General features: G+C 74.1%; 10 protein-coding genes. 6 read left to right on the top strand and 4 right to left on the bottom strand.

The window, feature by feature from the left end:
* Positions 1-63: 63 nt before the first annotated feature.
* Positions 64-729, bottom strand: a complete 666-nt coding sequence (locus AC07D6_RS20955; RefSeq protein WP_315878244.1) for a cyclase family protein — start codon at positions 727-729, stop codon at positions 64-66.
* A gap of 239 nt (positions 730-968) precedes the next feature.
* Between AC07D6_RS20955 and aroF the strand changes: the two genes are divergently transcribed.
* From aroF to AC07D6_RS20930, 5 genes are all read left to right on the top strand, one after another.
* A complete protein-coding gene (aroF, locus tag AC07D6_RS20950; protein ID WP_479046436.1) occupies positions 969-2,024 on the top strand; it encodes a 3-deoxy-7-phosphoheptulonate synthase in 1,056 nt (351 codons plus the stop codon).
* Between the two features lie 16 nt (positions 2,025-2,040).
* The gene (locus tag AC07D6_RS20945; RefSeq protein ID WP_479046434.1) at positions 2,041-3,138 is read left to right on the top strand and encodes a class I adenylate-forming enzyme family protein; all 1,098 of its coding nucleotides are present in this window, start codon (positions 2,041-2,043) and stop codon (positions 3,136-3,138) included.
* A 2-nt stretch (positions 3,139-3,140) separates the two neighbouring features.
* Positions 3,141-4,649 (top strand): isochorismate synthase, encoded by a 1,509-nt coding sequence (locus tag AC07D6_RS20940; protein WP_479046432.1) that lies wholly within the window; start codon positions 3,141-3,143, stop codon positions 4,647-4,649.
* Positions 4,650-4,730: 81 nt separating this feature from the next.
* A complete protein-coding gene (locus AC07D6_RS20935; protein WP_315878131.1) occupies positions 4,731-5,783 on the top strand; it encodes a zinc-dependent alcohol dehydrogenase in 1,053 nt (350 codons plus the stop codon).
* Between the two features lie 663 nt (positions 5,784-6,446).
* Positions 6,447-6,968, top strand: a complete 522-nt coding sequence (locus AC07D6_RS20930) for a rhodanese-like domain-containing protein (protein ID WP_479046430.1) — start codon at positions 6,447-6,449, stop codon at positions 6,966-6,968.
* Between the two features lie 15 nt (positions 6,969-6,983).
* Here AC07D6_RS20930 and AC07D6_RS20925 read toward each other — a convergent pair whose 3' ends face one another.
* Positions 6,984-8,681 (bottom strand): DUF885 domain-containing protein, encoded by a 1,698-nt coding sequence (locus tag AC07D6_RS20925; RefSeq protein ID WP_315878129.1) that lies wholly within the window; start codon positions 8,679-8,681, stop codon positions 6,984-6,986.
* A gap of 370 nt (positions 8,682-9,051) precedes the next feature.
* On the bottom strand, positions 9,052-10,551 hold the full coding sequence (locus AC07D6_RS20920; protein WP_479046428.1) for an N-acetyltransferase family protein: 1,500 nt from the start codon (positions 10,549-10,551) through the stop codon (positions 9,052-9,054).
* A 580-nt stretch (positions 10,552-11,131) separates the two neighbouring features.
* Between AC07D6_RS20920 and AC07D6_RS20915 the strand changes: the two genes are divergently transcribed.
* Complete coding sequence (locus AC07D6_RS20915) at positions 11,132-11,890, top strand: GntR family transcriptional regulator (RefSeq protein WP_479046425.1); 759 nt, start codon at positions 11,132-11,134, stop codon at positions 11,888-11,890.
* A 19-nt stretch (positions 11,891-11,909) separates the two neighbouring features.
* On the opposite strand, the gene AC07D6_RS20910 is transcribed toward AC07D6_RS20915, so the two are convergent.
* Complete coding sequence (locus AC07D6_RS20910; RefSeq protein WP_315879414.1) at positions 11,910-13,067, bottom strand: ROK family transcriptional regulator; 1,158 nt, start codon at positions 13,065-13,067, stop codon at positions 11,910-11,912.
* Positions 13,068-13,255 lie beyond the last annotated feature (188 nt).

Raw genomic sequence — 13,255 nt, 5'->3', positions numbered from 1 at the left:
ACACGTCAGTCATTTCCTCCGATGCGGGCCGTCACCGACCGGGGCTCAGCACACGGACACCCGTCAGACGGGCCAGCCCTCGAAGACGACCGCTCGCACCGGAGCCGCCTCGACACCGGCGATCTTGATGGGGAGCGCCATGAGGTGGGCGACGGGCACGCTGATCTGGTCGAGGTTCTGGATGTTCTCCAGAATCGGGATGCCGGCCGCGAGCAGCCGCCGGTGCACCTGGCCGCTGCGGTCGTCGGGGCGTTCGGTGATGCAGTCCATGCCGACGAGCACCGCGTTGTTGTCCGCCGCCCAGTCGGCGGCGGACACGGTGAGGTAGGGCGGGTTGTCCCAGTAGTCCTCGCGCCCCAGGTAGCGGTTGGGGTGGTCGGTGCGGATCAGCAGGCGGTCCCCCGGCTGCCACACCTCGTGCAGCGCCTTGTCCAGGTCCTCGCCGGTGACCGGTTCGAGATCGCGCTTGTGCGAGAGATCGGCGATGCAGACCCGGCCGACGAACGTCTCCAGCGGAACCTCGTCGATCTTCTCGCGGTCCTCGTAGAAGTGGAAACCGGACTCCACGTGGGAGCCGTTGTGCGGGAAGAGCTGCAGGTCGGAGAAGGTGCGCCCGGTCTTCGACGGGTCGGTCTCGGGGCTCATGGCCCGCCGCACGCCGAACTTCGGGTACCAGGGCGCATCGTACGAGGGCATCCCGTCGTACCAACCCTGGCTGATGTCGATCATCTTCACTTGCGCCTCCCATAGGCGGTGCGTGCCGGCCGTTCCCCGGCCGGAGGGGCACAGCGATTTGAGCACCATTAACGTGAGTTGACAACCCCCATTGACACGCCTGGTTCGGCGATGGAGGATCGGCCCGTTCGCAAGAGCCCTGTCGAGGCGCGGCGCGGGATCGTCCCCCGCTCTCCGCTCCCCCTGTGAGCAGCGCCGGACAGCCCGCGCAGACAGCCCCATGGAAGGCATCCATGATTGTGGTGATGAGCCGAGAGGCAACGCAGGACCAAGCCGAAAAGGTGGGCACGCTACTCAGGGAAAACGGCTTGCACCCCGTGTTCGGGGCGGCAGGGAGCGCCACGGTACTGGTCGCGGAGGAGCCCGGAACCCGTGAACTGGCGTCCGCCGTGCAAGCCGCGGGCGGTGTCGACCGCGTGGTGCTGCCCCCCGGTCCGCAGAGACTGACCAGCCGCCACTTCTTGCCGCAGGACACCCGAGTGGCCGTGGCCGGGGCGGACGGGCCGGTCATCGGCGGCAGGGGATTCGTGGTGATCGCCGGTCCATGTGCGGTGGAAAACCAACAACAGATGACAACCGTCGTGGATGCCGTGGTGGCCGGCGGTGCCGCGATGCTGCGGGGTGGCGCGTTCAAGCCGCGCACCTCGCCCTACAGCTTCCAGGGACTGGGAGTCGCGGGCCTGGCACTGCTGGCCGAGCAGCGCAGCCGCACCGGTCTGCCCGTGGTCACCGAGGTCGTCACGCCCGAGGACGTGGAACGGGTCGCCGAAGAGAGCGACATGCTCCAGATCGGCGCGCGCAACATGCAGAACTTCACCCTGCTGCGCGAGGCCGGCAAGTCCGGCCGGGCGGTCCTGCTGAAGCGCGGCATGGCGGCCACCGTCGAGGAGTGGCTGCTCGCCGCCGAGTACCTCATGCACATGGGCAACGGGGACGTGGTGCTGTGCGAGCGGGGCATCCGCTCCTACGAGCGCAGCACGCGTTTCACGCTGGACCTGAGCGCGGTCGCCGAGGCGAAACGCCTCACCCACCTGCCGGTGGTCGTCGACCCCAGCCACAGCACGGGCCGTCCGCACCTCGTCCGGCCCATGTCCCTGGCCGCCGCCGCCTGCGGCGCGGACGGCCTGCTGATCGATGTCCACACCGATGCGCGAGCCGCCCTGTGCGACGGGGCCCAGGCACTCGACGGTGCCCAGTTCGCCGACCTCATGGAGCAGCTCAAGCCGGTCGTGGAAGCCGTCGGGCGCACTCTCGCACAGCCGTGTTCCCCCTACCTGACCCAGGTCTGACCCCCGGAGGCAGAGGATGTCCAAGGACACGTTCGAGCCGTTCACCGCCGATCTCTCCCCGGACGACTTCGTCCAGGCCGCGATGGAGTGGCACTTCTCCCCCTCCACCGGATCACCGTTCTGGGTCAAACGGGCCGCGGAGCTCCCCTTCGACCCGCTGCGCGACATCCGGACCTGGGCCGACCTCGACCGCTTCCCCGACGTCAGCGAGGAGTGGCGGGACGTTCCCGTCGATGCCCTGGTGCCCGCGGGCATCGACCGGTCCGCGTGGGACTTCCAGGTCTTCGACAGCGGGGGCACCACCGGCCGGCCCAAGCGCATCGTGGAGTCGCACTCCCGGCGCGCCGGCGTCCACTGGGTGAGCACGGTCCTCGAAGAGCACGGCGTACCCGGTGAGGGCGCCGGCCACTGGCTGCACATCGGGCCCACCGGACCGCACATCGTGGGCCGTTCGATAGGTCTGCTCGCCCACATGCGCCGGACCTTCTGCCACTACATCGACTTCGACCCGCGCTGGGTCAAGCAGCGGGCGAAGCAGCGGCAGACCGACGACGTGGCCCGCTACGTCCAGCACATCCTCGACCAGGCCCTCGACATCCTGCGCACCCAGCCCGTCGCCGTCCTCTTCGCCACGCCACCGGTCCTGGAGGCCATCGCCGCCCGCGACGAGGTACTCGACCTGGTCCGCAGCCGCGTCCGCGGCATCATCTGGGCCGGCACGAGCATCGGCGCCGAGACGCTCCACCTCCTGGAGACCGAGGTCTTCCCCGACGCGGCGGTGGTCGGCCTCTACGGCAACACCATGATGGGCATAGCCCCCCAGCGGCCCAGAACCCCGGACGACGGCGGGGAACGGTGCGTCTTCGTCCCGTACCACCCCTTCAGCCGCGTACGGCTGGTGGACCCGCAGGACACCACCCGGGAGGTGGCCTACGGCGAGCGGGGGCAGGCGAGGATCAGCCTGCTCTCCCGGGACCTGCTGCTGCCGTGGACGCTGGAGCGCGACTCGGCGCTGCGCATCGAGCCCACGGCCGCCTACCCGCAGGACGGCGTGGCCGATGTCCGGCCGCTGGCCACGGAAGCCACCTCCTCCGTCGTGGAAGGGGTGTACTGACCGTGCCCGCTCTGTCCGGGGCCACCGCCCTGCCCCTGCTCGGGCACGCCTCCCAGGACGACCTCCTCGACGTGTGCCGGCGCGCCGCACGGGCCGCACGGCGACAGCGGCGCCCCGTTCTCGCCAGTTGGGCCACGCGGTTGCGCCACGTCGACCCCATCGCCCTGTGGAGCCACGGCCGCGTCCATACCGACAGGTCCCTGCTGTGGCAGTCGGCATGGGACCGCGGCTCGCTCGTCGCGCTCGGCACGGCGCACGATCTGACGGCCCACGGCGACAGCCGCATCCCGGCGACCCGGAAGTCCTGGGAGCGACTGCTCCACGACTCGGTGACCGGCGGACACCCCGGTGACGACCTGCCCACCGGCCAGGGCCCCCTCCTGGTCGGCGGCTTCTCCTTCGCCGCCGCGGACGCCGCCGCCGCGGACGCCGCCGCCGCGGACGCCGCCGCCGCGGCGGAGTCGCCGGCCACTCCGTTGCCCGAAGCACTGATGTGGGTGCCGGCCCTGCAGGTGCGCGGCTCCACCGCCCTGTACCCGATGGCGGAACTGCGCCTCAACGCCGTCGTCCACCCGGACGACGACCCCGAGCAGACCGCCAAGTCCCTGGTCCACTTGGCCGAGCAATGCGTGCCCGAGGAAGCCGCCACCCGCGCCGACGGCACACCGCCACCGTCCCGCACGTCTCCGGCCTTCCGTGACCTGCCGCCGGCCGAGCAGTGGAAGGACCTGGTCGGGCAAGCCGTCGACCGCATCCGAAGCGGCGCTTTCGAGAAGGTGGTCCTCGCCCGCGAGGTCACGGTGACCACTGACGTGCCCTTCGACCTTCCGGCGGCGCTGGAGAGGCTGCGCCGCACCTACCCCGATGCCACGCTGTTCGCCGTCGGACACGGCGCGCGCACCTTCATCGGTGCCACCCCCGAATACCTGGTGCGCCTGAGCGGCGGGAACGTGCACGCCCTCGGTCTCGCGGGCACCGCCCCCCGCGGTGCGACAGCCGGACTCGACGCCGAACTCGAGAAGCAGTTGACGGACAGCGTCAAGATCCAGCACGAACACGACGTCGTGGTGCGCATGCTCGTCGACGCCCTGCACCCCACGTGCGCGCACGTCGAAGCGGGAAGCGGGCCGACCGTGCTCAAACTGGCGAACGTCCAGCACCTGGCCACGGTGGTGGAGGGGCGCGGCATCCGGCCCGGCCTGGGGATCCTGCACTTCGTCGAACGCCTCCATCCCACGCCCGCACTCGGCGGACACCCGCGCGAGGAGTCCCTCGGCTGGCTCAAGCAGAACGAGGGCCTCGAACGCGGGTGGTACGGAGGCACCATCGGCTGGACCGACACCTCAGGGCAGGGCGAGTTCGCCGTCGCCATACGCTGCGCGCTGGTCCGCGACAACACCGCCTCCCTTTACGCGGGCTGCGGCATCGTCGCCGATTCCGACCCGCAGGAAGAGTACGAGGAGACGCTCGCGAAGCTGCGCCCGATGCGCCAGGCCCTCGGGTTGGAGTGACCTCCGGCGCCTGCCTTCCCCCACCGGCCGGGCGCGGTCGGGCCCACCGTAGCTTCCCCGAACCCGAGAGAGAGCAGACCGATGCTAGCTGCCGTGTACCACGGGCAACGCGACGTCCGCGTGCAGGAATGGCCCGATCCACCGCCGCCGGCGGCACACGAGATCCAACTGGAGGTCCTGCGGGCCAGCATCTGCGGGACCGACGCGGACGAGTTCGCCACGGGGCCGCACTTGATCCCCCTCACCGCCCCGCACCCCGCCAGCGGCCACGTCGGCCCGCTGGTCATCGGCCACGAGATGGTCGGGCGGGTGGTGGAAGTCGGCGCGGAGGTCACCGGGTTGGCCGTCGGCGACGTGGTCGTGCCGGGTTCCGGCGTCTCCTGCGGGACGTGCCGGTGGTGCCGCGCGGGACGGACCAACCTCTGCGCCGGGTACTACACGGTGGGGTTGCACGTGGACGGCGGTCTCGCCCAGCGGGTGAACGTGCCCGCGCGCATCAGCCGTTCCGTCGGGAACTGCCCGGCGGACGTCGCCATCATGGCCCAGCCGCTCGCCGTCGCCCTGCACGCGGTACGGGGCACCGGGGCCGAACCGGGTACGAGGGTCGCGGTGATCGGGCTGGGCGGCATCGGCTCGCTGGTCGTGGCCGCCTGCACCGCGTGGGGCATCGAGACCATCGGCGTCGACGTCTCGACGGCACGCCTGGAGATCGCCGGGCGGAGCGGCTGTTCCCTCCTCATCGACGCGTCCCGGCAGGACGCCGCCACCGCGATCCGGCGGGCCACCCGCGGCGACGGCGCGGACGTCGTCATCGAGACCTCCGGCGTCCCCCAGGGCCTCGGAACCGCGATGAGAGCGGTGAGCCGCGGCGGCCACATCCGGCTGGTCGGCCTGCACCGCGACCCGTCGCCCCTGGACCTGACCAGGCTCGTCCTCGACGAGATCCGGATGTCGACGTCGAAGGTGCACATCTGTGACCAGGACCTGCCGGAGGCGCTCGCCTTGCTCGACGACCATCCGCAGATCGCCTCCACGTCGCTCGACGCGGTCATCGGCCTGGAGGACGTCGTGCCGGCCGGGCTGATGCGCATGGCGGCCGGTGACGCCGCCGGGAAGGTGGTCGTCAAGCCCTGACCCCACTCGGGGAACGGCCGGGCGGGTCCGGAGTCCCCGCTGCGCACGACGGGTGAAGGGCGCGGGGCGGGCGGCGTACGAGAGCCGCGGCTGCCTCTCCCCGCCGCCGGGGGAAGAAGGCCCGGCGATGCGCCCGGCCCCTCCTCGCGCCCCGAGCCGCTCGCCGCCCTTTCGGCGGCGAGCGGCTCGGGCCGTCCGCGTGCCCGCGCCGGTTCCGTCGGAGGGATCCACGGCCGCCGGGTCGGTGCCGGTGGGGCTCGGTCGGATTCGTACGGGCGCGGGGACGTCGTGGTGGCAGGTGGGGCAGGCGCCGGTCCGGGTGGTGAGGGGCGCCCGCGAGCCGCGGACGGTCCGGCGGGGGCTCGTTCCTGTGCCGTGCCTTCCGGATCCCGTACCGGTCGTCGCGGGGCGCGGAAGGCGCGGGCGGCGGGCGGACCCCGGGCGACGGAGCGATGCCGGTCCCTCCAGGCGCGGCCTTCGAAGCGGGCCGGTCGCAGGGCCTGTCACGGGGGCTGCCGCGGGGCCCGGAGGACGCGCCGGCCGGGGGTGTCCGGCGAGAGTCCCGTCACACGGACGGGGAACAGAGGGGGTTTCCCGGCAGGACGGGGGAACGGCCGGGGATCACCACTTCACCGAAATGATCATCAGCCGTAGATTCTCCGCATGAACACGAACACCGAGAACGCCACGGCCCCGACGACCCCCGCCGCGGCCACCCGCGCCGCCCACCCCGTGCTGCGCGTGCCGCCCGCCGCGCCCGCGGCGGCCGCCGCCTACTTCGCCGCGAGCCTGGCGTTCCACACCGACCCCTCCGACGTCGCCGCCGCCCTCGCCGAGGACGGCGACCCCGGGTTCGTCGTCCTCGACTCCCGCTCCACCGAGGCGTGGGACCAGGGGCACGTCCCCGGCGCCGTCCACCTGCCGACCGCGCTCATCCCCGAGCAGGCCGAGCGACTGCTCGACAAGGCCGTCCCGGTCGTCACCTACTGCTGGGGCCCCGGCTGCAACGGCGGGGCCCGCGCCGCCCTCGCCCTCGCCGAACTCGGCTACCGGGTCAAGGAGATGCTCGGCGGCTTCGAGTACTGGGCCCGCGAGGGGTTCCCGTACGAGACGTGGGAGGGCCGGCGCAGCCGGGACGCCGACCCCCTCACCGCGCCCGTCGCCGCCGGCGACTGCGGCTGCTGACCACGCGGGCGGGCCTCAGAGCCGGGACAGCTCGTCGACGAGGTCGTCCAGGCCGAGCGGGCCCTGGGAGAGCGCCGCCATGTGCCACTTCTTCGCGTCGAACGCGGCACCGTGCGCCTTGCGGGCGTTCTCCCGGCCCAGCAGCCAGGCCCGCTCGCCCAGCTTGTACCCGATGGCCTGCGCCGGCATCGACAGGTAGCGGACCATCTCGCTCTCCACGTACGCCGGCGGGCGGCTGCTGTGCCGCTGGAAGAAGTCCTGCGCCAGCTCCGGCGTCCACCGCTCGCCCGGCCGGAACGGCGAGTGCGCCGGGATCCCCAGGCCGAGGTGCATGCCGATGTCCACGATCACCCGGCACGCCCGCATCATCTGCGCGTCCAGGTAGCCCAGGCGCCGCTCCGGGTCGGGCAGGAAGCCCAGCTCGTCCATGAGCCGCTCCGCGTACAGCGCCCAGCCCTCCGCGTTGGCGCTCACCATCCCGACGGTCGCCTGGTAGCGGGAGAGCCGGTCCGCGACGTGCGCCCACTGCGCCAACTGGAGGTGGTGGCCGGGCACGCCCTCGTGGTACCACGTCGACACCAGGTCGTACACCGGGAAGCGGGTCTCGCCGTTGACGGGCAGCCAGGTCCGGCCGGGGCGGGAGAAGTCCTCGGACGGACCCGTGTAGTACGGGGCGGCGGCGCTGCCGGGGGGCGCGATGCGCGACTCGACGCGCCGTACCCGGTCGGCGAGTTCGAAGTGCGTCCCGTCGAGGGCGTCGATCGCCTCGTCCATCAGCCCCTGCAGCCAGACGCGGGTCTCCTCGACGCCCTCGATGTGGGTCCCGTGCTCGTCGAGGTGGGCCAGCGCCTCCCAGGGGCCGGCGCCGGGGAGGATCCGGGCGGCCTCCTTCCGCATCTCGCCGAGGATGCGGTGGTACTCGTCCCAGCCGTACGCGTACGCCTCGTCCAGGTCGAAGTCGGTGCCGTTGTGGTAGCGCGACCAGCGGGCGTACCGCTCGCGGCCCACCGTGTCCGGGGCGCCCGCCACGGCCGGCGCGTACACGTCGCGCATCCAGTCGCGCAGCTCCGCGACGGCCGCGGTCGCGCCGCGCGCCGCCGTGTCCAGCTCCACGCGCAGCGCGGAGGGCCCGGCCGCGGCGAACTCCTCGAACCAGCCGCTCCGGCCCCCCGTGCCGCCGCCGGACCACGCGGTGAGCTGGTCGACGAACGTCGCCGTCGCGCGCGGGCCGCCCGGCAGCCCCCGCTCCAGGCCGAGCGCCAGCGACTCGCGGTACCCGTCGAGCGCGGCCGGCACGGCCCGCAGCCGCTCGGCGACGGCCGCCCAGTCCTCCTCCGTCTCCGTGGGCGTCACGGTGAACGCCATGCGCACGCTGTGCGCCGGGGACCGGAGGTTGCTGACGGTGCGCAGGCCCTCCTGCGCCTCGTGGACGGCCAGTTCGGCGGTGAGCCGCTCCCGCAGGAGCCGCCCGCAGCGGCGCTCCACGTCGCTGTCGGCGCCCGGCACCAGTTCGGCCTTGTCGAGCCGGGCGAGCGTGTCACGGGCCAGGGAGGCGAGTTCCTCCTGGCCGGCGGGGGAGAAGTCGGGCAGGAGCGCGTAGCTCTCCCGTACGCCCAGGTACGTGCCGGTGACCGGGTCGAGTTCGACGAGGGCGTCCACGAAGGCGTCCGCCACCTGGCGGGGAAGAGCGCTGCTGGGGGGGATGTCTGGCATGGCCCCATCCTCGTACGCGGCCGATGCCGGCGTCATCTCGTTCGATCACAGTCGGCTGACAAATGAGCGCCTTGCGGACACCGTCGCCGGCCCGCGGTCCGCGGCGGTGGCGCGGGGGCCCGCGCGGTGCCGGTCCCGGGCCGGCGCGGGGTGCCACCGCCATGTGCGCCGGGTGGTTGTCGCGACCTGTGGCGAAGCGTCCGACCGGTCGGACGCGCCGGGGACGGGGCGCGGGGGGACGGGCCGCGCCCGGCTCGGGGAGCACCTCGCGCGGGCGCGCGGTGGGCCGCGGCGCGCCCAGGTGCGCCGCGGCCCGGTCGCTGCCGGTTTTTGGCCGGATCTCGCTGCCGCCGGGCCCTCCCGAAAGCGGCTACGGATGGTGAGGGGCGCCCTGACCGGCGCGGCCGGACTCCGTGGTCCGGTCGGTGTCCGAAGCGGGCCGCCCGTGCCTTTCGGCCGACTTGCGCCGTTCGGCGCGCAGGGCGTCGAGCCGGGCGGTGATCACCAGGGTGCCCTCCTCGATCTGGTAGTCGAGGGGCAGCCGCAGGGCGCGCATGGCGGCGACCATGCCCGTGTTGGACGCCTGCGTCACGGCGTAGACGCTGTCGCAGCCCGCCTCGACGGCGAGGCCGACGAGACGGCGCAGCAGCTCGGAGCCGATGCCGCGGCGCTGCCAGGCGTCCTCGACGAGCAGGGCGACCTCGGTCTCGTCGCCGTCCCACAGCAGGTGCCCGAGGGCGACCATCCGGCCGGAGGCGGTCTCGACGGCGAGGGTCCGGCCGAAGCGGGGGCTGAGCAGGTGGTTCAGGTAGCGGTCGGCGTCGGCGACGGGGCCGTGGTAGCGCAGCCCGAGGGTGTGGTCGGAGCAGCGGTCGTGCATGGCCCGCGCGGCCTCCACGTCGTCCTGGTCGGCGCGGCGGACGGTGATCTCGTCGCCCTCGGGCAGGGTGAGGACGTCCTGGCTGCGCGGCACCCGCGGCCCGAGGCGCGCGTCCAGCTCGGCCAGGGCGCGGGCCCGGGCGAACTCGCTGGGCGTGAACGGCAGGTACGGGCGCTCGACCGTGAGCACCCCGCCGTACGGGTCGCGCAGCAGCATCACCGTGTCGCCCTGCTCCAGGGTGCCCTCCACCGGGGCCGTGCGACCGCTGCCGCGGCCGGTGGGGGAGGCGGCGGGGACGGAGCGGATGGTGCAGCGGCCCAGCAGCTGCCGCAGGGCCAGGGGCAGTTCGGCGGCGTCGAGCGCGGTGCGGGTGGCCATGCCCAGGACCCGCGTGGGCGTGTCGACCAGGTCGTGGGCGTCGGCCCGCTCGATCCACGTGTGCGCGCCGCCCGCCGCGGCGATCTGCCGGGTCAGCGCGGCCGGCTGGAGCGGCGCGGGGGCGCGCAGCAGGAACTCGTCGACGGTCCCGTCGGCCAGCGGATGGGTCTGCAGGGTCAGGATGTCCACCCGCAGCTCCGCGAGCGCCCCGCACAGGGCGGCCAGGCTGCCCGGCTCGTCGCGCACGGTGGTCCGCATCCGCCACAGCACGGTCCCGGTCCGGACGGGCTCCGCGCCGTGGCCCCGCCCGGCGACCGGCGCGCGGTCCGGCGCGACCGGTGTCTCCGGGGGAGCCGAGGCCGGCGGCGCATGGCTGTGGCGACGCGCCCACCAGGTGTGGAAGGCGGCGGTGGCCACCAGGACCACCGCCGAGACGACGAGCAGGTACGGGCCGTCCGGGCCGTGCGCGATGGCGTTCGCGATCGCGTCCGCGACCGCCACGGCGGTGAACAGGGCCGCGAGCTCGACGAGGTCCCGCCGCCAGTGGTGCTGTCGGCGGGTAGGCTTCGCGGTGGTGACGGTCGCCGTGGTCGTCTGGGGCATCTGGGTCATGACAGCACTCTGACGCAGCGGTGTTGCGCGGTCACGAACGATGTGTGACTGACGGGTTAAGCATGCATCTGAACCCTTAAAGGTTGATTTTTACAGTTTTCGGTGCGGGGCACCCCACCCCTCGCGCGGGGCGCGCCCGGCTCGTGGCCGACGTCCGGGTGGCGCCCCTCCTTCCCGCCACCGGGCCGCCCGGCACGCCCGTCACCGGCTCCCGCGTCTGCCGGTGGGGGATGCCGTGCGGCGGCAGGGGTGGCCCGCCCGGGTTCCTCCGCCCGTACCGCGCGGACGGCGCACGGCCCCCCTCGGGGGACTCCGCCGTGAACGGGACCTCCACGGCCGTGCCGGCGCCCCTGTCACCCGTCAGACCCCGTCGAGGCGGCGGATTGGCCGCAAATACCCTTCGGTGACCGGGAGTTCAAGAGCGTATCGGCCACGCGGCGCCGTCATGTCGCCCACTCTGGCGACGATTGGTCTTGACCAAGGAGGTGGCCCGCCCTATGGTCGCAGGGATAGTGCAGGGACCTTTAATAAACAAAGGCACGGAAAGTCGTCCGGGGCACGGCGATCGCGGAGGATCAGGGTGGGGACCACGCAGCTGGAATCGGTGCCGGAGCCGAAGTACTGGCACCTGAAGACCGTGATCGGTGAGGCGCTCGACTCCGAGTTCCAAGTCGGGGAGATCCTGCCCAACGAGCGGGAGCTCGCCGCGCGCTTCGGCGTCGCCCGCGCCACGCTCCGCCAGGCCCTCGAACAGTTGGAGCTGGAGGGCCGCCTCCAGCGCCGCCGCGGCGTCGGCACGACCGTCGCCCCGCCCCGCGTCGGCGTGGACGTCTCCACCGCCCGGCACCGCTGGCCCGGCGCCGGCGAGGAGAGCTGGCAGGCCGTCGACTGCGTCACCGCGCCGCCGCCCGCCGCCGTGCTCCGCCTCCTGGAGGCCGACGACGCCCCCGACGGCGGCGCCGGCCGCCCCGTGTACGCGGTGCGCCGGCTGCGGGCCACGCACGGCCAGGCCCTCGCCGCCGAGCAGTTGTACGTCCCCGCCGCCTCCGTCCCCGGCCTCGTCACGTCCCAGTCCCTGACCGGCCCCGCCCTCGCGCGCGGAGTCCTGCGCGAACTGGAGCGGCTCCCCCTGGAGGGGCAGGACCGCGCCGTCGAGCTCGGCTCGGCCCGCGCGGACGACGCCCGGGAACTCGACCGCCTGCCCGGTGCCCCGGTGCTCGTCGTCACGACGCGCTACCTGTCCGGCGGCCGTACGGCGGCGGTGTCCCTCGCCACCTACCGCGCCGACACGTGCCGTCTGACCTTCGGCGACGCGGGCGACCTCCAGATCGCCTCCTGAGCCGCGGGCGGCGCCCCGCTCAGCGCCGCGCGGTGACCGTGCCCTCCACGGCGAACAGCTGCTCCTCGACGTGGTCCAGGGCCAGCCGGAGCGCACCCGTCGCCACGGCCGCCTCGCCCAGCAGCGACAGCTCCACGCGCGGCGGCCGCAGGCAGAACCGCGCCAACTCCTTCCGCAGGGGCGGCAGGACGCCGTCCAGGCCGGCCGCCCACCCGCCGACGACCACCATCTCCGGGTCCAGCGCCAGTACCAGCGCCCCCACGTCGTGCACCAGCCGCTGGGTGAACCGGTCCACGGCCGCCAGCGCCCGCTCGTCGCCGCGCCGTGCCCGCGCGAACACCTCCGCCACCGCCTGCTCGTCCAGCGGGTGCAGCGGCTCGTCCGTCGTCGACAGCAGCGCCTCCGGGGCCTCCCCGCGCCCCAGCAGGTGCAGCGCGCCGATCTCCCCGGCGGCCCCGCCGAACCCCCGGTGCAGCCGCCCCCCGATCAGCGCCCCGGCGCCCGGGCTCAACCCGGCCAGGACGAACACGATGTCGTCCGAGTCGATCGCGGCGCCCTTCCAGTGCTCGGCGACCGCCGCCGCGTTGGCGTCGTTCTCCACCAGCACCGGACAGTGGAACGACCGCCGCAGCCGCTCGCCCAGCGCCAGCCCGGTCCACCCCGGCAGCGCCGTGCCCAGCCGCACCGTCCCGTCCGCCTCGACGATCCCCGGCGTGCCCACGCCGACCGCCCGCAGCGTGCCGCGCGCCACGCCGGTGCGGCGCAGCACGTCCGCGACCGCCGCCCGCACCCGCTCCAGCCGCTCGTCGGCCGACGCGCTCTCGGAGACGGCGCGCGTGCCCGCGCCGATGATGCGCCCGTCGAGCCCCGACAGGAGCGCCGCCACCCGGTGCGGGCCGATCTCGATGCCCAACAGGTGCCCGGCCTCGGCCCGGAACCGGAACCGCCGCGCGGGCCGCCCTTGGCGCCGCACCTCGCGTTCCTCGGGGCCGGCCTCGACGACGAGCCCCGCCTCGATGAGCCCCTCCGTCACCCCCTCAACCGTGGGGCGGGAGAGGCCGGTGAGCCGCGTGAGGTCGGTGAGCGTACGGGCGTCACCGCCGCGCAGCGCATGGAGTACCACCGCGGAGTTGATCCGCCGCAGTAGCGACGGGTCCCCGCCGGTCAGCCGCCCCACCGTGTGTCCTCCCAGCTCGAGCCGCGTGTCTGCCGGATGGTACTCAATGCCGGGGCGGGCGGCGAGCGCGGGCCGACCGGGAGAGCCGGCACGGCGGAGTGCGCCGCGGCGTCCCGAGCCGCCCGGCGACCGCGCCGGCGACCGCGCCGGGGGCCCGCGGAGCCCCGGGGCGCGCCCCGGCGGTCACG

Source organism: Streptomyces sp. NPDC045287, assembly GCF_056432325.1.
The sequence above is the reverse complement of the archived record's forward strand: the minus strand, read 5'-3'. Positions and strand labels throughout refer to the sequence as shown.

Excerpts from the sequence above, each read along its gene's own strand:
- AC07D6_RS20935 (WP_315878131.1), top strand. The coding sequence starts at position 4,731 with ATGCTAGCTGCCGTGTACCACGGGCAACGCGACGTCCGCGTGCAGGAA.
- AC07D6_RS20925 (WP_315878129.1), bottom strand. The coding sequence starts at position 8,681 with ATGCCAGACATCCCCCCCAGCAGCGCTCTTCCCCGCCAGGTGGCGGAC.
- AC07D6_RS20955 (WP_315878244.1), bottom strand. The coding sequence starts at position 729 with ATGATCGACATCAGCCAGGGTTGGTACGACGGGATGCCCTCGTACGAT.
- aroF (WP_479046436.1), top strand. The coding sequence starts at position 969 with ATGATTGTGGTGATGAGCCGAGAGGCAACGCAGGACCAAGCCGAAAAG.
- AC07D6_RS20930 (WP_479046430.1), top strand. The coding sequence starts at position 6,447 with ATGAACACGAACACCGAGAACGCCACGGCCCCGACGACCCCCGCCGCG.
- AC07D6_RS20920 (WP_479046428.1), bottom strand. The coding sequence starts at position 10,551 with ATGACCCAGATGCCCCAGACGACCACGGCGACCGTCACCACCGCGAAG.
- AC07D6_RS20945 (WP_479046434.1), top strand. The coding sequence starts at position 2,041 with ATGTCCAAGGACACGTTCGAGCCGTTCACCGCCGATCTCTCCCCGGAC.